This is a genomic window from Limnobacter sp. CACIAM 66H1 (genome assembly GCF_001601825.1).
Taxonomy (GTDB): domain Bacteria; phylum Pseudomonadota; class Gammaproteobacteria; order Burkholderiales; family Burkholderiaceae_B; genus Limnobacter.
In genome coordinates this window covers 18,088-42,788 of sequence record NZ_LUJK01000027.1, presented here as the reverse complement: position 1 = coordinate 42,788, position 24,701 = coordinate 18,088, and the positions used below count along the sequence as shown (strand labels likewise).

Sequence of the window (24,701 nt, the reverse complement as noted above, 5' to 3'; positions counted from 1 at the left end):
CCCAGCTCCGACTCCAGCTGAATTTCCCCACCCATGGCGTTGACCAAGCTTTTTACGATCGACAAACCAAGCCCAGTAGCGCCAAACCGGTTTTCACGGTCAGTGTGTACCTGCGAAAAAGGCTTGAACAACAGTGATTGTTTGTCTTTTGGAATGCCAAGGCCAGTGTCACTGACCTCAAAAGTAATCAGGTCTTCGTTTGGATTTAATTGTGTGTTGCTGACGGTTAAGCTAACTTTGCCGTGAGAAGTGAACTTGATCGCGTTAGATAAAAGGTTTTGGAGTATTTGGCGCAGGCGACCCATGTCACCGGAATAAATCTGATGCTCGCCCAGTTTGTTGTTCAGCTCAAACTTCACACCCTTGGATTCGCAGGTCAGGCGAGGCAATTCTGTGCTGCCTTTGAGCAGTTGCTCCATCAAAAATGGCGAATCTACAAGCTTGACCATGCCCGACTCCAGTTTCGAGAAGTCAAGAATGTCGTTGAGAATTGACGACAGTGTTTCGGAGGACTGCACGAGATAACCTGCTTGTTCCTTTAGCTCACCGGGTGGCAAATCCATCTCCAGCAAACGTGCAAAACCCATGATTCCGTTCAAAGGCGTGCGAATTTCATGGCTCATGGTGGCTAAAAAGCGGCTTTTTTCTGCGTTGGAGTCTTTCTCCGCCTTGGCTGCAATGGCTGTTTCACGAAGCCGGCTTTCCAGTTCTAGCTGGACGGTCCGGTCCAGGTGAGTACCCACCACCCGGGTCGGTTTGCCGTCTTCGTCGCGTACAATCAGGGCCTTGGCCAAAATATGTACCCAATGGCCGTTTTTGTGCGCCATGCAGAATTCGGCCTCGTAAGAATCCTTTTCAGGATCGTCTAAAGCCTCGGCCAGAACCTTTTTTGCCACCTCGAGGTCATCGGGCGCGGTCAAGCGTTCCCAGGTACCGAAATCATTGCTTAACTCATGGTCTTCGTAGCCCAGCAAGCGTTTCCAGCTGGGTGAAAAATAAACCTTGTTCGTTCCCACTTGCCAATCCCACAGTCCATCGTGTGAACCCTCCATGGCCAGCTTGAAACGTTCTTCGCTCTCGGCGAGGCTATCCCGAATTAGCCGCTCTTCGGTCACATCCTTGCACATCAAGATAATGCCGCCGCGGTGACCATCTGGTTTCAGCCAAGGCTCAATGGCCCAATCCAGCCAAATGGTGTGTCCGTCCTGGCTAGTCCAAGGGTCTGAAGTGGCCGACAGGCTTTCACCCGCCAGGCCCGCCTTATGCGCTTGGCGCCAGCGTTCGTGCAGGTTGGGCACCACGTCGTAATGGTTTTTGCCGACCAGGCTACCCTTGTGGCCATTTGCAAAGGTTTGTACCCAGCGTGAGGAGGCCGCCACGTAGTTCATTTCTGTGTCAAACATGGCGATTGGAATGGGTGCCTGCACAATCAGGGCTTCAACCACCCAGTAACTTTCCTTGGCGGATTTCAGGGCTTTTTCAAGTGACAAGCTTTTTTCAGTCAATCCTCGGGTCAAATCAAGAATGTCTCGGGAAATGGGTTGCAGCTCGGTGGGTAACTCCTTCATGGAGGCTTCAAGCGCTTTGGGGTCATTTTTTCGAACAAGTTCAAGATAAGCGCTGGCCTTGGCAGAAAGGCTTCTGCCCAGTGCAAGCACCAGCAACAGGGTGGCCACTGTGCCAATAATCAAAGCAACAATGGCGCCGATCAGTGCCTTTGAAATTGGAGATGCCACGGCATCCAGCGGGGTCACCGTGGCTGAAATCCAGCCCAAACTGCGGGTCTCCGCGCTGTTGTTGGGCGAAAAAGCCACCAGGTAGTCTCTCCCGTCACTCAAGGTTTCTATCGACCAGTTGTTTTCCCCGGCCACTGCTCTTTGAAAGCCGGCCATTGCAGTCCATGCTGTGCTGTCCTGAAAGTCCGCCAGGTCAAGTCGATTGCCCATTCTCAAGCTGCCGTCTTTGGCCAGAATTACGGTGGGTGCGGATGGGTTAATGGTGTTGAATACGTCTTTCTCGATTTCTGCAATGAAATACTTCCAGTCCAGGTGAATGCCGATCACCCCAATAATTTCGTCTGCCCTGTTTTTCAGCGGGGTGGTGAAATCAATAAACTGGTACTTTTCTTCAGCCCGAGAAGGTAACAAGGCCGCAAGCAAAGCCGCCTCATGCACGTCCATAATCGCCGGTGCTATCAAACCTTGTTTGAACCACGGGCGCGCAGCTACGCTTTTTCCAACCAACAAATCGTCCAGTGCAGCCAGTACGGTGCCGTCCGGTGCTGCCACACCAATCCACAAATAGCCCGGGGTGTGGTCGCGCATGATCTGCAAAAGCTTGGTTTGTTCTTCGGCACTGAAATTTCCAAATGACTGCTCAATGCGACTGGTGTAGACCAGGTCACGCAAGTGCTCTTTCAAATGACGATCAACCGACTGCGCGATTTGCTCGGTTTGCGCCAAGGCATTCACACCCGCTTGGTTGATGGTGTTGTTGCGCAAAATCCAGTGCGCGGTAATGGCCACAGGAATAGACAGTAAAAACAGCGCAATCAGACTGCCTACGATCAAGCGGGTTGTGAAGCTTGAGCGAATATTGAAATTAAGCATGAAGCGGAATTTGGGGAAATTGCGGATGAATCACTGTAACTCAGGCTGAGGCAACCCTCAATCGTTAAAGAGGCATGATTTGTCTGGTTTTTCAGGGTATTGAATCAATCTCAGATGGATTGTGTTTGCTGCCCGGGAGTTAACAATTCAAAGGTAGTATTGCGAACAATGTTTCATCACGACTGGAATCATCAGAATTGGATTCAACTGATTTATTAACCCGGGCTGTCGGCGTCCTGGCGTTTGGTCTGAGTATTGCCGGGTTCTGCGTCATATCAGAGCGCGGTACCAAGCTCTTGTTTGCGTTGTCGTCAATGGCTTGGGGGCTTCAATACTACCTGTTGGGCGTGCACACCGGTTTCTTGATCATGTTGCTGACTGGGGTACGACAAGCCGTCACCATTTATTCCAACGTCATGGGCCAGCGTTTGCGTTTGGCGCTGGTACTAGGTTTTAGCGGTCTGGCGATTGCGATTGCTGTGTTCACCTGGCAGGGCTGGCTGGCCAGTTCTCTGCCGCTGTTTGCTACCTTGTTGGGAACATGGGCCTTGTTCATGATGGGCAACGTTGGCATGCGCAAAGCCACATTGGTCACCAACGCCCTGTGGGCGGTGCATGGTTACCTGTTTGATTCCTGGGAACTGTGCTTGACCATGATCGTGATCACTGTGGCCAACCTGTATGGTTTATATCGCCTGCGAGGGGCTACTGTGGTGCCGTGAAATGGAAAAAGTGGGAGACTCAAAGATACAACGGAGGAGTAAGTGAGCTGCGCTGTGTTGCCGGCTTTGCAAGGCTTCCCGGCGGATTCGCAGCGCGGGGCGGTTCCGCCAGGAACCGATGCGAAGACGCCAAGGCGTTTCGCATGCCCCAAGCCAGAAGCGTCAAGCCGGAATTAGAAGCATTGCTTAGGCAATATTGCGCGGTTCACTTGCTTCGCCGTACGTCCGGAGTACAACGCTTTACGCCATTTACCTGCTAAAATGCAGCCTGTTTTCAAACCCTTGCATCATATAGAGGCCCCGCGATGAACACGCGCCCCGCTTCTTCGCCTGCCGAGCACAACAGTCTTGTTGTCAACGGCGCTGCAGTCGAAGCCCAACTCCGTGAACTCCTTCAAAAACGCATCCTGATTCTCGACGGTGCAACCGGCACCATGATTCAGCAGTACAAGCTTACGGAAGCCCAATACCGGGGCGAGCGTTTCGCTGATTTTCACCGCGACATCAAGGGCAACAACGAATTGTTGGTGCTCACCCAGCCCGCCATCATGACCGAGATTCATGAGAAGTACCTGGCCGCTGGAGCTGACATTCTGGAAACCAACACCTTCGGTGCCACCACCGTGGCGCAGGCCGACTACGAGATGGAACACCTCGTAGACGAAATGAACCGCGAGGCCGCCCGCCTGTGCAAGGAAGCTTGCATCAAATATTCCACACCAGATAAACCCCGTTTTGCAGCCGGCGCCTTGGGTCCAACACCCAAAACAGCCTCTATTAGCCCCGATGTGAACGACCCTGGTGCGCGCAACATCACGTTCGACGAACTGGTGGCTACTTACTACCAGCAAACCAAAGGGTTGGTTGAGGGCGGTGTTGACCTGTTGCTGGTTGAAACCATTTTCGACACGCTGAATGCCAAAGCCGCGCTGTTCGCGATTGACCAGTATTTCGAAGATTCGGGCAACAAATTGCCCATCATGATTTCCGGCACAGTCACCGATGCCTCGGGCCGCGTGTTGTCAGGCCAAACAGTTGAGGCCTTCTGGAACTCCGTGCGCCATGCCAAACCGATTACCATCGGCTTGAACTGTGCGCTGGGTGCTTCGCTGATGCGCCCTTATGTGGCTGAACTTTCCAAGATTTGCGACGTGCCCATTTGCGTGTATCCCAACGCCGGTTTGCCCAACCCGATGAGCGACACGGGTTTTGATGAAACACCCGAAATCACCTCCAGCCTGGTGAAGGAATTTGCGCAAGCAGGCTTTTTGAACGTGGCCGGTGGTTGCTGCGGCACCACGCCCGATCACATCGCAGCCATTGCCAAGGCACTGGAAAATCAGAAGCCACGCGCCATTCCCACTGTGGAACCCAAGTGTCGTCTGTCCGGCCTTGAGCCGCTGAACATCGACGACAACAGCCTGTTCATCAACGTGGGTGAGCGAACCAACGTCACCGGCTCCAAGGCTTTTGCCCGAATGATTTTGAACGAGCAATACGACGAGGCGCTCAGCGTGGCCCGCCAGCAGGTTGAAAACGGCGCGCAAATCGTGGATGTGAACATGGACGAAGCCATGCTCGACTCCAAAGCGGCCATGGTGAAGTTTCTGAACCTGATGGCGTCCGAACCTGATATTTCGCGCGTGCCGGTCATGATCGACTCCTCTAAATGGGATGTGATCGAAGCCGGCTTGAAATGCGTGCAAGGCAAGGCGGTGGTCAACTCCATTTCCATGAAAGAGGGCGTGGACGAATTCAAGCGCCAGGCCAAACTGTGCAAACGCTATGGTGCAGCGGTCATCGTGATGGCCTTTGATGAAAAAGGTCAGGCCGACACCTACGCCCGCAAAATTGAGATTTGCGAGCGTGCTTACAATATTCTCGTGAACGAAGTCGGCTTCCCAGCCGAAGACATCATCTTCGACCCGAACATCTTCGCCATTGCAACCGGCATTGAAGAGCACGACAACTACGGCAACGACTTCATCGAAGCCACCGGCTGGATCAAGAAAAATCTCCCGCATGCCAAAATTTCCGGCGGTGTCTCTAACGTGTCATTCAGCTTCCGTGGCAATGAACCTGCCCGCGAAGCCATTCACACGGTGTTCCTGTACCACGCCATCAAAAACGGCATGACCATGGGCATTGTGAACGCTGGCATGATGGGCGTCTACGATGAACTGGAACCCGAACTGAAAGCCCGCGTAGAAGACATTGTGCTGAATCGTCAGCCCAATCTTCCGGCCAACGACCCTGACTTCGGTAAAACCGCCACCGAGCGAATGATCGAATTCGCGGCTACTTTGAAAGCCGGTGGCAAGAAACTGGAAGAAAACCTGGAGTGGCGCAATCAACCTGTCGAGAAACGGCTGGCTCACGCTTTGGTGCATGGCATCACCAACTTCATTGTTGAAGACACGGAAGAATGTCGCGCTGAAATTGCGGCCAAAGGTGGTCGCCCCATCAATGTGATTGAAGGCCCGTTGATGGACGGCATGAACGTGGTCGGTGACTTGTTTGGTGCAGGCAAAATGTTCCTGCCGCAAGTTGTAAAAAGCGCCCGTGTCATGAAGCAGGCTGTAGCTCATCTCATTCCCTACATCGAGGAAGAGAAAAAGCAGCTGGTGGCCGCGGGTGGTGATGCCAAGGCCAAGGGCAAAATTTTGATTGCCACCGTGAAAGGCGATGTGCACGACATCGGCAAAAACATCGTGACTGTTGTTCTTCAGTGCAACAACTTTGAAGTCGAAAACATGGGCGTGATGGTGCCCGCTGAGCAAATTCTTGCGAAAGCCAAAGAGATCAATGCGGACATCATTGGTTTGTCCGGCCTGATTACGCCATCGCTTGAAGAAATGGCTTATGTGGCCTCTGAGATGCAACGCGACCCCTATTTCCGCGATCGTGGTATCCCCTTGCTTATCGGTGGCGCCACCACCAGCCGCGTGCATACCGCGGTGAAAATTGCACCGCATTACGATGGACCCACCGTCTACGTCTCAGATGCCAGCCGCTCTGTGGGAGTGGCCTCCAGCTTGTTGTCAGACGAACAAGCCGACCAGTTCAAGGCCGACTTGCAAGCCGAGTACGAGCGAGTGCGTGAGCAGCACGCCAATAAGAAAGCGCAACCACTCATCAGTATTGAGGCTGCGCGCGCCAACAAACAGAAAATCGACTGGGCCAATTACACACCGCCAAAGCCAAAGTTCATCGGCAAGCGTTACTTCAAGAATTACGACTTGGCCGATATTGCCCAGTACATCGACTGGACGCCTTTCTTCCAAACCTGGGACTTGCACGGTGGTTACCCTCGCGTGTTGCAAGACGAGGTAGTGGGTGAAGCAGCCCGCAAGGTGTTTGAAGATGGCCAAGCGATGCTGAAAAAATGCATTGAAGGCCGCTGGTTGCAAGCCAATGCGGCGGTGGCGTTTTACCCGGCCAATACGGTGGGCGACGACCACATTGAGGTGTACGCCGATGAAAGCCGAAGCCAGCTGTTATTCACCTACAGCCCCTTACGGCAGCAGGGTGAAAAGCGCGAAGGTATTCCGAACAAATCACTGGCTGACTTTATTGCACCCAAAGGTCATGGCGATGACTACATTGGCATGTTCGCCGTCACAGCGGGTTTGGGCGTCGAAAAGAAAGAAAAGGAATTTCAGGCGGCACACGACGATTACAGCAGCATCATGTTCAAGGCGATTGCCGACCGCATGGCTGAGGCCTTTGCTGAGTGCCTGCACCAGCGGGTTCGCAAAGACCTCTGGGGCTATGTGGCCAATGAAACTTTGAGCAACGAAGAACTTATCGCCGAAAAATACCAAGGCATTCGCCCTGCCCCCGGATACCCGGCATGCCCGGAACACACCATCAAGCGAAACATGTTCGAAGTGATGCAGTGTGAAGAAATCGGTATGACACTGACTGAAAGCCTGGCCATGAACCCGGCGGCCAGCGTTTCAGGTTTTTATTTCGCCAACCCTGAGAGTGATTACTTCAATGTGGGTACGATTGGGCTCGACCAGTTCCGGGATTTGCAGGCTTATTCAGGACGAAGTGAGGATGAGTTACGCAGATCCTTGTTGTCGGTATTGTCCTAGTCCCTAGCGATTCGATGATCCCCGTACTAGCCGCGAGTCCGGAACCTTTGGTTTTTGATTGTCACAAAATCAAGGGTTCCAACAGCGCGGTCTACCTCAATTGGATTCATCACCTTGTAATTTTCGCTGGGAGGTCTCTCCGGTAGCGATAGTTCTAATACACAATGAAATTAAGTTCTGGGCTGGCGATCTCGATCTCGATCTAGACTCGACCCTTATTTCAGGTGAAAGATTTACTGCGTCAAGTCCACGTTTGACGCACAACTCTGAATCATTCAGAAAAGCCCTTGTTGCCAGCAAGTCGGGTGAAACACTTGGTTATGCTGAACTTCATCATTTTCAGGGTTTTGGTCACCTCTTGGCAAAATTAATCGTCAAACCTGTGTATCGACGTCAAGGCATCGGTCGTCGCATACTTGGGCAATTTTCCACCCAGTTGGCTGCACGAGGGGAAAGGCTCTCTTTATTCGTTCACGCCCAAAACCGGTTTGCGCTCAAGCTTTATGTTGGTTTTGGGTTCAAGGTTATCGAATACCACCAACACGATCGGATGTATTGGATGGTGTGGAGACCCATCTGAACTTCAAGATTTTTCACATTATTTTTTGAACTTTGCACCTCTTTATTTTCACTCAAATGTCACAGGTGAAAAGAGGTTGAAATGGCCATAACCATACCAAAAAGCATTGTTCCAAATATATTTACGGGTTTGGATCACACCAGTTCGAGTAATTCGAATTTTGTTACTGATGGTCATTTTTTGAATCGAATAGCACAGGCCAGAAGTACGGGAAATATTCATAAAAATCGCCAGGCCACGAAGGGCGCACCAACCATAGCTGCCGGCAACAAAAAATCCAATGAATCGAACTTGCAGGGAAAGCTTGACGCAGTCGCCCGATCGGGTCTGATTCCCGCCCCTTGGTTTACCCGCAGTAAAAGTTACAGCGATCTGCGTAAGGCATTCTCAACACTGATCTCTGATGACGACACTTTCTTTGAGCACTCCGTGATGCGTGTTCTACCCAATAAAGGTTACGCATTTGATGATCCAGCCAATCAGTATCGGGGCGAATCAGAGCAGCAAAAGGCACTTCGAGTCTATCTCTCTCTACTGACCCTACGTGCAAAACATCAAGAGGGTTTGATTCATTTAACTGATGAGGAGATGCAAAAAACCGAACAAAATATTGTGGATGTTGCTGCTAAATTTTCAGACGTGGTGATGCCCTCACTGGGAGCTTATGACGATGGGCTTTTTGTAGAGCAGTCTATGCCACTCAAAGCAAAACATTTTGTTCAAATTTACGCCGGCTGCTACTCCGGAGCGGTTGACTTGGCCAATCTTCATGATCTCGTGCTTGTTCGAGAACATTTTGAGAATGCGCCTAGATACCTTCGAATGATTCATCACCGGTTGATTACGGTGATCAAAAAGGAACAGATCCTTTACCCCTCGCAGTATTCGTTACGCAGATTGGCCGCGCTCAACAGGGAAATCAACATGATCAATGAGCTGTCTACGGTATATGAAAGGGTCGAATTCTTTATGGAAGGCCTCACAAAAATCAATGCGAAAAGTCTGCCCGATCGCGCAGATTTCACGGTGTCTTTTTTGAGAACACTGCGCGGCGTTGGACACCGCGAGAACAACATGCTGCGTGATAGTTACGGCTCAATTGGTGTGGATGCACTTGGAGCCTTGCGCTATTTACGACTAGCAGTCTGTTTTGTAAGGGACACAAAAGACACGCTATGGGCAGAATCTGCGGACAAGCTCAATGAGATTACCGACATATCAAAGCTTTCTGAAAAGCTACTGCGAATGAGACGCCATGGAAATTGAACAGGAATCTGATCTAAAGCAAATAGGTCGGGTAGCCGGTTGGCTTATTTTTGAAAATTTGCAAATGTACCAAACCTTTCGAATGTTGCCAGAGCGGTCAGTTTTCTTGTTGCCTGAAAACAGATTTTGGGTTGATGTGTCCAACTTCCTTACGCTGGAGGATCAACCGTTCTACAGCATGCAACATGATTTGTACCTGAAGGTGGTTTGTCCTCCTGTTTTTGCGCTGGCACTGGAGACAATAGAGGGCTTTTCACTAAATAAAAATCCTCAATATCTTAGTCATGTTTTGGACCATTGTCTGGGCATGGTTGGCTTAAAAAACAAACAGGTAAGCCATGAGTAATTCGAAGACTATTGATTCAACCATTACAGCCAAGGATGTTGCAAGTCACAGCGCTGGAGATGTGCAAGTATTAAAATTACTTGAGAATCAGCGTAAAGACGCCAGGGTCTTGAAGCGTGTGCAGACTGATGCTGGGAGGCTTTCTTCGGTTCACGATCAAAAAAAATTCATCGACTTGGTCTTCGATCCACCATGTCAAAGCCCGAGAGATGCTGTGCTCGATTGCTTCATCGCTGAGCTACCAACGCCAAAAAAACAAGCTTTCTTTCTTGATTCGGAAGTATCAGTGACGTTGGATTCATGTCGTTCCTCGGAAGATGGAGATCGTCAACGAGTCGATGTTCAAAGCGAACTTACTGATCCAGGCCTGATTACCTCAAGTCCTTTTGTGGACGACAAAGGTAATCCACACGGGTGGTCGTGTCAAAAGCCTGAAAGGAAGTTTGATTCGAAGTGATTTGCCAAATTCCTTTGTGGGCGAAATTGTACTCATTGAAACCAATCAGAAGAAAAAAGTACACCTGATCGGTGAGGTGATTGCGTTCGAGGGAAACGAGGCGCTGATTGTTTGTTTGGAGGATGTTTTAGGTGTCACACATGGTGCGCGCGTGACGTCTACAGGCCGCAGCCATGCAATTTGCGTCAATGACACCATTTTGGGACGAATTCTAGATGGATTCGGTCGCGACATTGAACAAGGATTGTCACTTGACTCGGGTGCATTGGATTTGAGCGGGTTAGGCGAATCTGTCATAAAGGAGGGCCCTTCCCCGACAGACCGACCGCCAATTTCCTCACCCATGAAGACCAAGATAGCCTGTATTGATGTGATGAATACCTTTGGCTCTGGTCAACGAATCGGAATATTCGCTCCCCCCGGCTGCGGCAAATCCACACTCATGGCGCAGATCGCTCGGGGCGCAGATGTCGACCGGGTGGTTTTTGGGTTGGTTGGAGAGCGTGGTAGGGAAGTTCGGGAGTTTTATGAAAATGAGCTTGACGAAGCTACCAGGACCCGATCGGTGGTTGTTTGTGCAACCTCCGATAAAAGCGCGCTTGAAAGGGTTCGTGCTGCGTTCACCGCGACCACGATTGCAGAGGCATACCGCAATCAAGGGTTTCGAGTGCTTTTATTGATCGACTCGGTTACACGCCTTGCTCGAGCACAACGTGAAATCGGAATGGCTGCAGGAGAGCCAACCACACGCGATGCTCTTACACCATCGGTTTATCAGTTATTGCCGAGACTTATAGAACGTTCGGGTCGCACTCAGGTTGGGGATATTACCGCGGTTTATACCGTGTTGATGGAGAAAAAATCGATCTCCGAGGACGCTGTAGCCTCTGAATGCAAATCCTTGCTGGATGCTCACCTCATCCTTTCTCAGGAAATGGCCAACAAAGGTCAATACCCTGCTGTCGATATCATCCAGAGTTTGTCTCGTGTCCAATCCAACGTGGTGGATGAGGGACATCTTGCAGTTTGCAGGACAGTCCGTCGAATTTATGAAAGATATCAGAAGGTCGAGTTACTTTTGCAGTTGGATGAGTACAAGAAAGGTTCAGATGCCGAGACCGATTATATGTTTCGGCCCCCATGGTTTTAATGACTGTGCTGGTCGGTGTACTGATCGGTATTCTGCAGGCGGTTTTTCAATTACAAGATCAGTCCTTACCTTTCGGTATCAAAGTCTTTGGAACAGTTGCCTTGTTGGTCACCTTAGGTCCATGGATGGGCGATCTCCTGATCCAATTTACCAATGGCTTGCTTGACCAAGTCGCCTATCTCGGTAAAAAGTGATTTACGAAGCACTTTTAGGCTCTGTGGGAGATGTTGGAGATATCTTCCACGCTGCCTTGTGGTTCTTTCCCCGCACCATGGCGTTCATAGCACTCTTGCCATTGTTTAGTCGAAGTATAAGCACATGGCTTATCAAGTCCTGTGTGTGTGCGGCTTTGATCATCATGCCCGCGATTCAGTTCGCACCACTGGTGGATTTGCAAGTCACTCACTCCTTGGCGATCATTGGCATGATGCTGTCGGAGGCTTTGCTTGGGGTGATGTTGTGTTTTGTCATTTTGACCCCTTATTTCGCTTATCGAATCGCAGGTAATTTAATCGATAACCTGCGAGGAACATCGTTTGCAGCACAGATGACTTCAGGTGAGTCCGGTGAATCCTTACCCCTCGAGGAGTTCATGACGATTGTCTATATTTATCTCTTTTTAACTGGGGCAGGCTTGATTCAGGCCGTTGAGCTGGTACAAGGCAGTTTCATCGTGTTACCTCCCGGTGTTTTAGCCATGGGAGATTTACAGATGTGGGCCATCCCCGTCTTTGAGCTGTTCAAGAAGGCCTTTGTCATGGCTTTTCTGATTTGCGCACCCGTGATCGTGGTGCTGATTTTGACCGAGTTGTGTGTTGCTGTTGTAGCAGCGTTTACACCCAACGTGCAGTTCTATTCGATGCAGTTTGGATTGAAATGCCTGATCGGCCTGTTGATCTTGCTTTTGATTTTCGAATTTATGAATGATGCGGTTTCGCAAATGATTCGCCAGAATCTAGAGTGGATATCGGGATTCCTCGCCGAGGTGTCGCGATGAGCGGAGAAAAGACAGAAAAGCCAACGCCGAAGAAGATTAAAGATAGTCGAAAGAAAGGTCAGGTTTCTTATGCCAAGGAGTTGGTCACGCTCGGGAAACTCTTGTTTTTACTGGGCGGGATCATTGTATTTCCCGCACTATTTACCGGGCCTGTTTCTGATATTTTTGATCAGATATTCTTCGTTCTTCAATCTGGTGAGGAGTTGTTAGTCGCGGAGCTCCTTGTCGCAATCATCTGGCCCTCCGCTTTGCTGTTCATGGGTTTTGCTGCAGCTGGTATGTTGATTGGCATGTTTTCAACCTGGGCGCATATCGGGTTTGTCGTTTCGACAGAGCCTGTTTTACCTTCCATAAAAAAGCTCAATTTTGTTGAAAACATCAAGAACATGTTCTCCAAGAAAAGCCTCCTTCTCTTGGTCACAGCTTTCTTCAAAATTACTTTTGTTTTTTTGGGTCTTTATTACATTTTAACTTATGAGATTCAGACGATTCTTTTGTCGGTTTTTGGTGGATTGACAGGGGTCTTTGAGTCTTTGCACCAGTTGCTCAAAAAGTTTTTCTTCACCTTAATCGCGATACTCGGGTTCTTCAGTATTCTCGACTGGCTGATTACTTACATGGCTTATCTAAAGTCGTTAAGAATGAGTAAGAATGATCTTAAGGATGAATACAAAGTGGTTGAGGGTAACCCGGAGATCAAGCACCACCGGAAACAGGAACATCGCAGCATTCTGAATAGCTCCCTGAGTAAGTTAGGTGATGCGAAAGTACTAGTTACAAACCCAACTCACATTGCTGTCGGCTTGGATTATGAACCCGGTGTACATGATGTGCCTTATGTTCTGTTCATCGAGGTTGATGAACAGGTGCCAATGATGAGGAAGCGAGCCGAGGAGCTACAGATTCCCGTTGTCGAGTATGTGGCACTGGCCAGAGCAATTTATCGTGACTGTCAACCCGAGGAGTACATCAAGTCGGATCATTTGGAAATGGCGGCAGCTGTATTTCGAGAAATCATGAATGCGATGGACGGGAACGATGATCAGACTTGACTGGTCGCGGTGAACTTAAAGTGACTTTGAAAACCGTATTTGCTTTTCTTGCGGGGGGATGATATTTTTTGACAATAAATTCAAACAAACGTTTGATTGTCAATGTTGGAGACATCGTGAAACTCACCCAAGAACACAAGGAACTGCAGCGCACCATTGAGCGCTTTGTTGAAAACGAGATCAACCCACACGTGGCCACCTGGGAAAAGGAACAAATGTTTCCCGCCCATGAGCTGTTCAAAAAGATGGGTAATCTTGGCTTGCTGGGACTGACCAAACCAGAAGAGTTTGGCGGCATGGGTTTGGATTACAGCTATTCCGTGGTGGCGGCGCAAGCTTTAGGCAAAATCCATTGTGGCGGTGTGCCCATGGCAATCGGCGTTCAGACCGACATGGCCACACCCGCTTTGGCGCGGTTCGGCAGCGACGAGCTGCGCCGTGAATTCCTGGCACCTGCCATTGCTGGTGACATGGTGGCTTGTATCGGTGTTTCAGAACCCGGTGCGGGCTCCGATGTAGCCGGTGTCAAAACCACCGCACGCAAAGATGGCAGTGATTACATCATCAACGGCAGCAAAATGTGGATCACCAACAGTTTGCAAGCCGACTGGATTTGCCTGTTGGCCAACACCAGCGAAGGCAAACCCCACCAGAACAAATCACTGATCATCGTGCCCATGAAAACACCGGGCATTACGATTGAGAAGAAGATTCACAAAATCGGCATGTGGGCATCCGACACGGGTCTTATTCACTTTGACAATGTGCGTGTACCCCAGCGCAACTTGATTGGTATGGAAGGCGCAGGCTTTATGTACCAAATGATTCAGTTTCAGGAGGAGCGCCTGTGGGGTGCCGCCAACAGCATCGAAGGCATGATGCATGTGCTGAACGAAACCATCAACTACACCCGCCAGCGCAACTTGTTCGGCAGCACCGTGCTCGATCAACAAGTGGTGCATTTCACACTGGCTGAATTGAAAACTGAAATTGAGGCCTTGTGTGCCTTGGTGTGGCAGGCCACTGAAGAATACGTGGCAGGTGGCGAAGTCACCGAGCTGGCCAGCATGTGCAAACTGAAGAGTGGTCGCTTGGTGCGCGAAGTCGCTGACAAGTGTTTGCAATTCTGGGGCGGCATGGGTTTTACTTGGGAGAACCCAGCGTCGCAGTTGTATCGCGATGGCCGACTGATCTCAATTGGTGGCGGTGCAGACGAAGTCATGCTGGGCATCATCTGCAAATTCATGGGTATTTTGCCGGGCAAGAAAAAGAATGCCTAGGATCAAAAAACTGCTCATTGCCAATCGCAATGAAATCGCGCGCAGAATACTGCGTGCGGCCAAACCCATGGGTATTGCAACAGTCGCCGTCTATTCCGAGGCCGACGAAAAAGCCATGCATGTTCAAGAGGCTGATGAAGCTTATTGCATTGGGCCGGCACCCTCGCTTGAATCGTACTTGCGCATTGACAAACTCATTGAAACAGTCCTGAAAGCCGGTGCAGACGCCATTCACCCCGGCTATGGTTTTGTATCGGAAAGCCCTGCCTTTGCGCAAGCCTGCGTGGACGCGGGAATTACCTTGGTCGGTCCCACGCCACAGGCGATTGCTGACATGGCCGACAAGGCCCGTGCGAAAGAAATTGCCCAACAGGCTGGCCTGCCTTGTATTCCTGGCTTTAGTGAGCCCAACGCAAGCGTAACCGACCTCATGGCTGCGGCGCAGCGGATTGGCTACCCGGTCATGATCAAGGCACTGGCAGGCGGTGGCGGGCGTGGCATGCGTTTGGTGATGACTGAATCCGAATTTGCATCGCAACTTCACTCGGCCCAACTTGAGGCGAAGAATGCATTCAACGACGATCGGGTCATGCTTGAAAAAGCCATCATCAACCCGCGCCACATTGAGATTCAGGTGCTGGCCGATACCCACGGTCACGCGGTGCATTTGGGCGAGCGCGATTGCTCCGTTCAACGCCGTCACCAGAAAATTGTGGAAGAAGCACCCAGCCCAGCGGTGGACGCGGAGCTGCGTGCACGCATGGGTGAAGCCGCATTAAAACTGGTGCATGCCACCCACTATGTGGGTGCGGGCACGGTTGAATTTTTGCTGGATTCAAACGGTGACTTTTACTTCATTGAAATGAACACCCGTTTGCAGGTTGAGCATGGGGTGACAGAGGCCATCACTGGAATTGATCTTGTGCAATGGCAATTGCGAATTGCGTCAGGCGAACACCTCACCTTGCAACAAGAGCAAATCGTGTTCAACGGCCATGCCATTCAAGGCCGCCTGTGTGCTGAAGACCCTGCGCGCGACTTCATGCCGCAAACCGGGCCAGTGTTGGCCTGGAGTCCTGATGCGAACAGCCGCTGCGACCACGCCCTGCAAACAGGCGGTGAGGTAAGTCCTTGGTACGACAGCCTTTTGGCGAAGGTCATTGTGCATGGCGATCACCGCCTTTCCGCCTGCGAAAAGCTGGCTGATTCACTCAAAAGAACCGTACTCATCGGCTTTGAGCACAATGCACTCTACTTGCAACGAATTGCCAGCCACCCTGTTTTTCAGGGGGGTGATTTCGGCACGGGCTTTTTGGCCCAGCATGCTGATGAATTGCTCAAACCTCAACATTTCCTGCCAGAGTGTGCCGTGGCCGCAGTCTTTTTGGCTTATGTACCCCGCCTTAAGCACTGCGCGTGGCCGATACCTTTGACGGGCTTTTCAAGCACACGTGCGCTGCCCCAGCCGCTGAAAATCAAGGCTCGGGGCACCACCTTGAATTTGAAGGTTGGGCGTAGCGTGCAAGGTTACGTGATCGAAGGACTGGGTGATGAAACAGTGGTGATCGAGCACTGGAATTGTAACGACATGGCAAAAGGCAGTTTCACCATCAAGGCGATGGTGCAAGGGCTATCCGCGCAATACACCCTGACGCCTAGCTCAAGCGGAGTATGGGTTCAACAATGGCTAAATCCACAGGCATTGCATGTGGATGATGAAACTCTTCTGAGTGCCTCTGCCTTGGCGGAAGGTGTGTTTCAACCCCTTGTCAGCAGCCCGATGAACGGCAAAGTGACACAAGTGCTGGTTCAACCGGGCCAACAGGTAGAAGCTGGCACCGTGTTGGTGTGTCTGGAGGCCATGAAAATGGAACATCGCATTACTGCCAAATCCGCTGCAGTGGTGGAGCAGGTGCACATCAGGGTGGGTGACCAAATGAAGCAGAAACAAGCCATGGTCCAGCTTGGTCAGATTCTATAAACAACACACAGCCCGGCTGGAGGAGACACAATCCGTGGAAGACTTTTTCCGCTCGGTGGAGCGATTCGTCAATGAGCAGATCAAGCCCCACATCAATGACTGGGACGAGGCAGGGGAATTCCCCCGCGAGCTGTACCGTCAGGCTGGCGAGCTTGGCTTGCTAGGCCTGGGTTACCCGGAAGAAGTCGGAGGATTCGAATGCTCGCTGGCCGATCGCTTGAGGCTGTCCAACCTGGTGTGTTCCGCAGGCAGTGGAGGCCTGTTGGCAGGCCTGTTCAGCCACAACATCGGTTTACCTCCGTTGTTGAATCATGGCAGTGAAGCGCTGGTTCAACTGATCGCTCCTGCTGTATTGAAAGGTGAAGCCATCAGCGCGCTGGCCATTACCGAGCCCTCGGGCGGGTCTGACGTGGCCAATCTGAAAACCAAAGCTGACCTGTTTCATAGAGACGGCACTCCCTACTATCGAATCAACGGCGAAAAGGTATTCATCACCAGCGGCGTGCGTGCCGATTGGCTCACTGTGGCTGTACGAACTGGCGAGCCCGGTGCACGCGGTATTTCCGTGCTCATGGTGCCAGGCAACGCCAAGGGCCTGACCCGTAGCCCGCTGAAAAAGACAGGTTGGTGGATGAGTGACACCGCCAGCATTTACTTTGACAATGTGGAAGTACCTGCTGCCTACCTGGTCGGCAAAGAGGGTAAAGGTTTTCGCATCATCATGGAAAACTTCAACACCGAACGCTTGATGCTGGCCGGTGCTTGCGTGGGCTTCTCAAAGGTGTGTTTGAATGAGGCTCTGGATTGGGCCCAAAATCGTCAAACCTTTGGCAAACGCCTGATGGATCATCAGGTGATTGCCCACAAATTGGCCGATATGCGAATGAAAGTCCGGGCCACTGAGGCCTGGTTCGACGAGACCATAGACCGAATCGACCGGGGTAATATCAACGAAACGCTAGTGGCCGATATCTGTTTGCTAAAAAACCAAGCCACTCAAACCTTGCAGCACTGTGCCAATGAGGCCGTACAAATTCTCGGGGGCATGGGCTTCATGCGCGGAAGCTCCACCGAGCGTATTTACCGCGAAGTAAAAGTGATGTGCATTGGTGGCGGCGCAGAAGAAATCATGAAAGAACTGGCCATTCGACAACTGGCCTGGTGATGTAAATTACCCCCCGAAAGAGTTACACTAATTGGCTGAATAACAAAGAATTAGATTCGATCGGCGTTTCCCCGAGAGTGCTTTACAGGCGGCAAATCAGGATTTGTAAGTACAACACTTACAAATAATGTTAAACATTGTTAATTATTAGGAAATATTCACATCCATTTCCTGATTACCGACAGTAAAACTCTCACAAGGCGGAACTTTCGCCGAACTTTTAAATGAACACACCATTGTCGGAGAATGTACTGTGGCTAACATCACTGGAATTATCAAAAGCGTGTTGGGAGAGGTTTCTGTAACCCGTCCCGACGGTGAACAAGTCCTTCTGAAAGAAGGTGACATTATTTCTGCAGGTGACACAGTTACCACCAGTGCAGAAGGATCTGCTTACATCGAATTTCCTGGCGCCGAAGGTCAAAAAGCCACAGAAGGTATTCTGCAATCCAACGCGGTAGCCACGCTGAAAGAAGGTGAGAATGGCGCTGAGTTTGAAGTGGCCGAAGGCGAATTCGAATTGTTGACTGAAGGCGAAACCGTAGCCGTAACAGGCGCAGGCGGTATGTTTGGCTTGTTTGGCGCAGGTTTGGCCGCGGGCGGTTTGGCTGGCCCACTGGCTGCTGTAGCTGGTGCTGCATTCGTGTTGGGAAGCGATGACAGCGACGGCGGCTCCGGCGGTGGTTCTTCCGGTGGTGGCTCCGGCGAAGCAGCCGCAGGTGCACTCGAGCCCGTTACCGATGCAGCTGGCCCGGCCTCCCCAGCACTCGAAGAGACCCTGGATGCGCTGTCACCTGTCACAACAGTCGTTGATGCTCCAGTAGGCGCGTTGGCACCTGTGACTGAAGCATTGGATCCAGTTCTGGAAGAAACAGCACCCATCACGGATGCACTCGAGCCAGCCCTCACCCCTGTGAACGACACCTTGAGCGATGCACTGACAGGCTTGGCCCCCGTGACCGACTCGCTCGATCAAAACGTAACGCCCATCACTGAAGCTGTTGAAGAAGCGCTTTCACCCGTGGTCGATGTATTGGCGGGCAATGAGGATGGTTTGGTGACAGCCGCTGCTGATACTTTGCCGGTTAACCTGCGCGTGGTCGCAGAACAACTGGGTGGTGGCTTGAGCATGGTGACACCCCAGCTGGCCGACGGCCTGTCTCAGGCAGTTGGAGCGCTTGCACCAGCCCTGGGCCCACTGAACGATGGTCTGACCCAAGGTTTTGACGCCGCCGCACCCTTGTTTGATGGCTTGGCCACTGCAACTGATGCACTGCCCATGGTCTCTCAGCCTTTGGCCGATGGCCTGAACCAGGCTTTCGACGCACTGACCCCTGTGACCGATCCTCTAGTTGCAGCGCTGTCCGGTGGCTTGCCACTGCCCGGCGGTGACGGAGGTGGTGCAGCTGGCCCCACAGGTACACCGTTGGATGCAGTGCTTGGCCCAGTCACTGACGCCTTGGGCGGCGCAGGTGGTGGCGGCTTGCCAAGTTTCCCTGAAACAGGCACTCCATTGGATCAGGTTACTGCATTGCTCGACCCAAGCATTCTGACTGACGCACTGGCTGGTGGCGGTGGCGGCGGCTTGCCAAGCTTCCCCTCTACAGGTACTCCTCTGGATTCAGTGACATCCATGCTTGATCCAGCCATTCTGACCGATGCGCTGGCTGGCGCCGGCGGCGGTGGATCCGACGGCCCCACAGGTACACCCCTGGACGCGGTTTTGGGCCCATTGGCCGATGCCGCTGCGGGTGGCGGCGCGGGTGGCGGTTTGCCCGGCATCCCCGAAACAGGCACGCCCTTGGACATGGTCACGTCACTGCTGGACCCTAGCGTACTGACCGACCTGGCAGCAGGTGGCGGTGCAGGTGGTGGCTTGCCAAGCTTCCCGTCCACAGGCACGCCCCTGGATTCATTGACAAGCCTGCTGGATCCATCAAGCTTGCCAATCTCCTCCGGTGCAAGCCCACTGGATGCATTGACCAGCGCGCTGCCCACAGACAGCCTGCCCATCTAAGCTTTGTAGTATTGCCTGGGGCTCCGACCCCCCGGCAAAGTGAAAAGGCACCCTTCGGGGTGCCTTTTTGCATTCCAGAGTTGGGCCAATTTTTTACGGCCGAGCCACGCCAAATTGCATGGGCTGCACACTGCGCTCTTGTTGCAGACAGGCGATCAGCGCAAGCGCCAGCACCTGTCGTGTGTCTCTTGGATCGATCACGCCGTCGTCGAGCAACAATCCGCTGGTGTGGAATGCGCTGGTTTGTGCTTCAAACGTGTCGATGATTTGTTTTTTCATGTTTTCCAGCATGAAATCTGGTACCTCCATGCCTTTTCGTGCCGCGCTGGCCTGCATCACAGTGGCCATGGTGCCGGCGGCTTGCTCGGCACCCATGACCGCAGTTTTGCTGTTGGGCCAGGCAAACACGAAACGTGGACCAAATGCCCTGCCGCACATCCCATAGTTACCAGCACCAAAACTGGCACCGCACAGCAAAGTGATTTGAGGAACTGTTGCGTTGCTTACCGCTTGAATCATTTTTGAGCCATGTTTGATGATGCCGCCTTGCTCAGCCTCTTTGCCCACCATGTAACCGGTCGTGTTTTGCAGGTAGATGATTGGGGTTTTGGTTTGGCAGCAGCTTTGAATAAAGTGCGTGGCTTTGGTGGCACCAGCCGTGTCGATCGGCCCCAGGTTGCTGATGATGCCGATGGAAACACCCATCAGCTTGGCGTATCCGCACAGCGTGGCCGGACCATAGTTGGCCTTGAATTCGAGGAAGTCGGAGTCGTCGACGATGCGGGCGATGACTTCACGCATGTCCACCGGCGTTTTGATATCGGCGGGCATGATACCCAGTAGTTCTTCGGCTGGGTAGCGTGGTGCAGGCGCGTGAGCATTCAATGTGGGTATCACATTGCGATTGCTGCTGTTCCAGTCGATTTTTTCCATCACGTCGCGGGCCAGTGCAATGGCGTGGCGGTCGTCGTCGGCGATGTAGTCACCCAAGCCTGAGACTGAGCAGTGCATGTCGGCGCCGCCCAGTTCCTCATCCGTTGCTATCTCGCCCGTGGCGGCTTTCAACAAAGGGGGGCCAGCGAGAAATGCGCGTGCACGTTCACGAACCATAATGACCACATCGCTTAAACCGGGAATGTAGGCACCACCCGCAGTGGACGAACCGTGCAGTACGTTGATGACGGGCAGCCCAGCCGCGCTGAGCTTGGCCAGGCGGTAGAAATTACCGCCGCCCAATATGAAGTGCTCGACTTTGTACTTCAACAAATTGGCACCAGCGGATTCGCCGAGGTTAATGAAGGGCAGTTTGTTTTCCAGAGCAACGTCCTGAGCCCTTTGCATTTTTTCAATGCCCATGGCCTGAAGCGCACCGGCTTCGATGCCAGAATCGCTGGCAACCACCATACACAAGGTGTTGGCCACATAGCCCAGCCCGGCAATGATGCCGCCGCCGGGAATGCTTTTGTCGGCCTTTTGACCATCTTGCATGTAACCAGCCAGGGTGCTCAGTTCCAGAAAAGGAGAACCCGAGTCGAGCAGTAGCGCCACCCGGTCGCGCGGCAGCAACTGCCCGCGCTTTGCAAACGATGGCGCAGCTTTTGCCGAGGCGTCGCGTGTACGTTTCTCCAGCGATCGAAGTTCATTCAGGGCCGTTTCCATATTGGCCTTGTTGAGTTCAAACTCGGCGGAATTTGTGGAAACGAGGCTCTCTAAAATAGGCATTGGTTTGTGGCTTTAAGTAGCGGCAAGAGGGTCAAAAAAATCAAACGTTTGTTTGATTTTGCGGGTGAGACTTTGGTGTGTCAAGCCTTAAATACGGGCTTATTTCTTGCTGGCCGCTGCGCGTGCAGCGTCTCGACGCTGAATCACCTCCGGCACGCCACCCAAATGAAAGCTGTTGAAAGCCGGGTTGGGTTTGCCGGTGCCCACTTGCCAAATGCGGCGCGCGTTAGGGGCTGCGCCGTCGATTCGAATACAGGAACCCGAGATGAATGAGGCCGCGGGGCTGCACAAGAACACCAAGGCGCCTGACACCTCTGCCTCCAGGCCCAAGCGTTGTAACGGAATCGTCTTGTCCAGTTGCATGATGGTTTGTTTCATGGGCTCAGGGTAAGTGTCCATGCCGCTCGATGCAATGAAGCCCGGTGCAACCGCATTCACGCGCACGGGAGCCCATTCATTGGACGCTGTTTCCGAGAAGTTCAGCATGCCAGCGCGCGCTGCGCCTGAGTGGCCCATGCCGGGCATGCCGTTCCACATGTCCGCAATAATGTTGGTGATGGACATGTCGGACTCGCCCAGATGCAACATCATGTATTGGTTGAAGACCTCTCGGGCCATCAGAAATCCACCTGTGAGGTTGTTACGCACCACGGTTTCGAACCCTTTGCCACTAATCATGTTCAGCGGTGAGGGGAATTGCCCCCCTGCATTGTTGATCAGGTGATTGATTTTGCCGTGGGCCGCCAACACGTCGGCCACTGTCTCCTTGACCCGCTCCTCTTCGCGAATGTCACAGCTGTGCAGGGAAATTTTGACCTTGCAGGTTTGCTCAATTTCCGCTTTCACGGTTTCAAGCTTTTCCATTTTTCGACCGACCAAGGCCAGGTCTGCACCCAGGCTGGCCAGTTCATGTGCGGTACAGCGGCCGATGCCGGAACCTCCGCCGGTGACCAGCACCGTTTGTCCTGCAAACAGATTGGGGCGAAATACGGATTGGAAGCTGTTCAAAAGGGTCACCTGTGAATTGTGCTTGTTTGTTTTCAAACGATCGTTTGAATTTAACCATGCTTTTGCAGATCGTGCTTTCGTACGATCCGATTCACAGCCGATTTTTTTACCGGCTACCGGCGTCTGCCAAACGGATGGTGTTGGATTTGCTGAACATTTGATCAGCGAAGGCGATGGTGTGTGTGTTCAAGGCGCGCGAGCTGTCGTGCTCTGGATCTCGTTTCGAAAAGTCGGTGCGAATCGACTTCACGCGTTGATACACCACCTCATAATGTTCTGGCATTACTTTCTGGACATACGCCAAGCCGACCAGATCCGCCAGTGTTTCTTCAAAATGGACATTATTCTTGAATTGAATGCCCAGGTGTTCCTGTAGTGCCTGCTTGGCGGCCACACGTTTTCCTTTTTCTGACATCAGGCAGTGGGTCAATTCATGGGCCGAAGTGAATGCCAGAAATGCGGGTTCGGCACCCGCGTGACCGGAGTCCAGAAAATGAGACCACACGCGCTTGGCGTCTGCATGTTGGTTGACGTGCAGCACGCAGGCCTTGATGCCGCTGTTAGTCAAAAATGGAGAGGGGTTGTTCATGGTGCTTTCTCGAACATGGATGCGATCAGTGTCGATGGCGTAGACCTGGGCGAACTGGGCGATTTCCTCTTTCATGGCTGCCGTGTCGGGCAGGCTGGCTTGGGGTGTGAACAGGCTGACCAAACCAAAGAATAAACCGTTCCACATGACATGCTCCAAGAATTCCGGTGATGTCTTGTGAACGGCAGGTTTTGTTGAATTCAGCATTGCACCAATGCGTTGCCCTTAAAGGGGGTATTCAAAGGGGGTGGGGGCGTGAAAGCCGATTCGGCATGTCAAAATAGTCTCCATGCACACAATCAATTCGGGAGTGAATTCACATGAACAGCAGTCCAGTGGTGATCGTCACCGGCGCAGCAGGCAATTTGGGTCAGGCGGTGGCCACCCACTTGGGAAGTTTGGGTTATCGACTGCTGTTGATTGATTTGCATCAGCCTGAGTGGGAAGGCGAAAGCGATGCGGTGTCGATTGGCAATGTAGACTTGACCTTGCCCGAGCATGCTCAAGAGGTGGTGAATCAAGCCTGGGAATATTTTGGCCAAATCGATGCGGTGGTCAATATTGCAGGTGGTTTCGTTTGGGAGCGTCAGGCTGAAAGCAGCCTTGATACCTGGAATACTCAGTACGCCATGAATGTGCAAACCACCGTGAATATGTGTCAAGCCATTCTGCCGCTGTTTCAGGATCAACAAAGTGGCGTGATCGTCAATATTGGGGCGGCGGCTGCATCAAAAGCAGCGGAAGGCATGGGGGCTTATTCGGCTGCCAAGTCAGCTGTGCTGCGTTTGACCGAAGCTCTGGCGGCGGAAAACAAGCATTTGGGTATTCGTGCCAATGCCGTGTTACCCAGTATTTTGGACACCCCCGCCAATCGCGAGGCCATGCCTGATGCAGACCCAGCCGATTGGGTGGCACCCGACTCTTTGGCCGGGGTTATTGGATTCTTGTTGTCCGATGCTGCCCGCGACATCAATGGGGCGGGCATTCCGGTCACTGGGCGGGTTTGAAAAGCCGGCCCCTGTGTCAGCCGGGTTACTTTCGGTTGGACAGGCCGTTGAGGTAATTGTCGATTGTGAATTCAGCCTGCTCCATCAGGTTGAACAGGTTTGGGCTGAGCACAAAGTTGGCAAAAAGCCCGTCAATCAGGGCATGCAAGCCAATCGCTGCCTGACGGGCATTGGTATGTGCAGGCAATTCGCCTTTGGCAATCGCGGCTTGAAAATCGGCTTCAATGGTTTGAATGCAGCCTTGAATGGCTTCCAGGTGTCTGTCTCGGATGGGCAACATGTCATCAACCATTTCTGCCTTGTGCATCACGATGTCAAAAACCCGCTGTGTGCGAGTGTCTTCGGCCAAGGTACGCACCACATGCATGGAGCGCGTGCGTAGATAGGCCAGCGGTCGTTGCTCGGGGTGTAAATCGGGCGTGGCGATGAATTCATCCATCGGTAATATGACGCGTTGTAACATCGCATCAAAGAGGTCGGCTTTGTTCTTGAAGTGCCAATAAATGGCCCCCCGCGTCAAATCCGCGGCCTTGGCAATGTCGTTCAGCGTGGTCCTTGATACCCCTTTCTCAGAGAACACTGCTTCGGCTGTGTCCAGAATCAGGTTTCTAGTCTCCTGCGCTTCTTCCTTCGTTTTTCTTACCACAATCGTC

Annotated in this window: 20 protein-coding genes; 15 read left to right on the top strand and 5 right to left on the bottom strand. The window is 52.2% G+C overall.

Going from position 1 to position 24,701, the window contains the following annotated elements; translation table 11 throughout:
• Window positions 1-2,609, bottom strand: a 2,609-nt coding sequence (locus A0129_RS09420; protein ID WP_291714455.1) for an ATP-binding protein, incomplete at its 3' end; no start/stop codon positions are given.
• A gap of 197 nt (window positions 2,610-2,806) precedes the next feature.
• On the opposite strand from A0129_RS09420, the gene A0129_RS09415 reads away from it, so the two are divergent.
• The 14 genes from A0129_RS09415 (at window position 2,807) to A0129_RS09350 (ending at window position 19,722) form a co-directional block, all read left to right on the top strand.
• Window positions 2,807-3,331: a YgjV family protein gene (locus A0129_RS09415; RefSeq protein WP_168426860.1), complete on the top strand. Its 525-nt coding sequence runs from the start codon at window positions 2,807-2,809 to the stop codon at window positions 3,329-3,331.
• 305 nt (window positions 3,332-3,636) lie between these two features.
• Window positions 3,637-7,431: a methionine synthase gene (metH, locus tag A0129_RS09410; protein ID WP_291714453.1), complete on the top strand. Its 3,795-nt coding sequence runs from the start codon at window positions 3,637-3,639 to the stop codon at window positions 7,429-7,431.
• A 58-nt stretch (window positions 7,432-7,489) separates the two neighbouring features.
• A complete protein-coding gene (locus A0129_RS09405; RefSeq protein WP_291714451.1) occupies window positions 7,490-8,011 on the top strand; it encodes a GNAT family N-acetyltransferase in 522 nt (173 codons plus the stop codon).
• Window positions 8,012-8,092: 81 nt separating this feature from the next.
• Entirely contained in the window at window positions 8,093-9,277 is a 1,185-nt protein-coding gene (locus tag A0129_RS09400; protein WP_291714449.1) for a hypothetical protein, read from the top strand.
• Window positions 9,267-9,623: a hypothetical protein gene (locus A0129_RS09395; RefSeq protein WP_291714447.1), complete on the top strand. Its 357-nt coding sequence runs from the start codon at window positions 9,267-9,269 to the stop codon at window positions 9,621-9,623. Before A0129_RS09400 ends, A0129_RS09395 begins: the two co-directional genes overlap by 11 nt.
• Window positions 9,616-10,080 carry a hypothetical protein gene (locus tag A0129_RS09390; protein WP_291714446.1) on the top strand — a complete coding sequence of 155 codons (465 nt, stop codon included), beginning with the start codon at window positions 9,616-9,618 and terminating at the stop codon, window positions 10,078-10,080. Before A0129_RS09395 ends, A0129_RS09390 begins: the two co-directional genes overlap by 8 nt.
• Window positions 10,067-11,230, top strand: coding sequence for a FliI/YscN family ATPase (locus A0129_RS09385; protein WP_291714444.1), 1,164 nt, complete (start codon window positions 10,067-10,069; stop codon window positions 11,228-11,230). Before A0129_RS09390 ends, A0129_RS09385 begins: the two co-directional genes overlap by 14 nt.
• Window positions 11,230-11,424: a flagellar biosynthetic protein FliQ gene (locus tag A0129_RS09380; protein WP_291714442.1), complete on the top strand. Its 195-nt coding sequence runs from the start codon at window positions 11,230-11,232 to the stop codon at window positions 11,422-11,424. The genes A0129_RS09385 and A0129_RS09380 overlap by 1 nt, the downstream gene beginning before the upstream one ends.
• Window positions 11,421-12,227 carry an EscT/YscT/HrcT family type III secretion system export apparatus protein gene (locus tag A0129_RS09375; protein ID WP_229545316.1) on the top strand — a complete coding sequence of 269 codons (807 nt, stop codon included), beginning with the start codon at window positions 11,421-11,423 and terminating at the stop codon, window positions 12,225-12,227. Before A0129_RS09380 ends, A0129_RS09375 begins: the two co-directional genes overlap by 4 nt.
• Complete coding sequence (locus A0129_RS09370) at window positions 12,224-13,279, top strand: EscU/YscU/HrcU family type III secretion system export apparatus switch protein (RefSeq protein WP_229545315.1); 1,056 nt, start codon at window positions 12,224-12,226, stop codon at window positions 13,277-13,279. Before A0129_RS09375 ends, A0129_RS09370 begins: the two co-directional genes overlap by 4 nt.
• Window positions 13,280-13,395: 116 nt before the next feature.
• The gene (locus tag A0129_RS09365; protein ID WP_291714440.1) at window positions 13,396-14,559 is read left to right on the top strand and encodes an acyl-CoA dehydrogenase family protein; all 1,164 of its coding nucleotides are present in this window, start codon (window positions 13,396-13,398) and stop codon (window positions 14,557-14,559) included.
• Complete coding sequence (locus tag A0129_RS09360) at window positions 14,552-16,540, top strand: biotin carboxylase N-terminal domain-containing protein (RefSeq protein WP_291714438.1); 1,989 nt, start codon at window positions 14,552-14,554, stop codon at window positions 16,538-16,540. The genes A0129_RS09365 and A0129_RS09360 overlap by 8 nt, the downstream gene beginning before the upstream one ends.
• Before the next feature lie 34 nt (window positions 16,541-16,574).
• Window positions 16,575-17,705 (top strand): acyl-CoA dehydrogenase family protein, encoded by a 1,131-nt coding sequence (locus A0129_RS09355; RefSeq protein WP_291714437.1) that lies wholly within the window; start codon window positions 16,575-16,577, stop codon window positions 17,703-17,705.
• Window positions 17,706-17,958: 253 nt separating this feature from the next.
• Window positions 17,959-19,722 (top strand): hypothetical protein, encoded by a 1,764-nt coding sequence (locus A0129_RS09350; protein WP_291714435.1) that lies wholly within the window; start codon window positions 17,959-17,961, stop codon window positions 19,720-19,722.
• A gap of 93 nt (window positions 19,723-19,815) precedes the next feature.
• Here A0129_RS09350 and A0129_RS09345 read toward each other — a convergent pair whose 3' ends face one another.
• The 3 genes from A0129_RS09345 to A0129_RS09335 all read right to left on the bottom strand — a co-directional run bounded on the left by A0129_RS09345 (window position 19,816) and on the right by A0129_RS09335 (window position 23,188).
• Window positions 19,816-21,444 carry an acyl-CoA carboxylase subunit beta gene (locus tag A0129_RS09345; RefSeq protein WP_291714433.1) on the bottom strand — a complete coding sequence of 543 codons (1,629 nt, stop codon included), beginning with the start codon at window positions 21,442-21,444 and terminating at the stop codon, window positions 19,816-19,818.
• 99 nt (window positions 21,445-21,543) lie between these two features.
• The gene (locus A0129_RS09340; RefSeq protein ID WP_291714431.1) at window positions 21,544-22,452 is read right to left on the bottom strand and encodes an SDR family oxidoreductase; all 909 of its coding nucleotides are present in this window, start codon (window positions 22,450-22,452) and stop codon (window positions 21,544-21,546) included.
• A gap of 106 nt (window positions 22,453-22,558) precedes the next feature.
• A complete protein-coding gene (locus tag A0129_RS09335; RefSeq protein WP_291714429.1) occupies window positions 22,559-23,188 on the bottom strand; it encodes a hypothetical protein in 630 nt (209 codons plus the stop codon).
• Window positions 23,189-23,361: 173 nt separating this feature from the next.
• Here A0129_RS09335 and A0129_RS09330 point away from each other — a divergent pair, with 173 nt between their 5' ends.
• Window positions 23,362-24,048, top strand: a complete 687-nt coding sequence (locus A0129_RS09330; protein ID WP_291714427.1) for an SDR family NAD(P)-dependent oxidoreductase — start codon at window positions 23,362-23,364, stop codon at window positions 24,046-24,048.
• Window positions 24,049-24,073: 25 nt separating this feature from the next.
• Here the strand turns inward: A0129_RS09330 and A0129_RS09325 are convergent, their stop codons facing one another.
• Window positions 24,074-24,694: a TetR family transcriptional regulator gene (locus tag A0129_RS09325; RefSeq protein ID WP_291714425.1), complete on the bottom strand. Its 621-nt coding sequence runs from the start codon at window positions 24,692-24,694 to the stop codon at window positions 24,074-24,076.
• Between the last annotated feature and the right edge of the window lie 7 nt (window positions 24,695-24,701).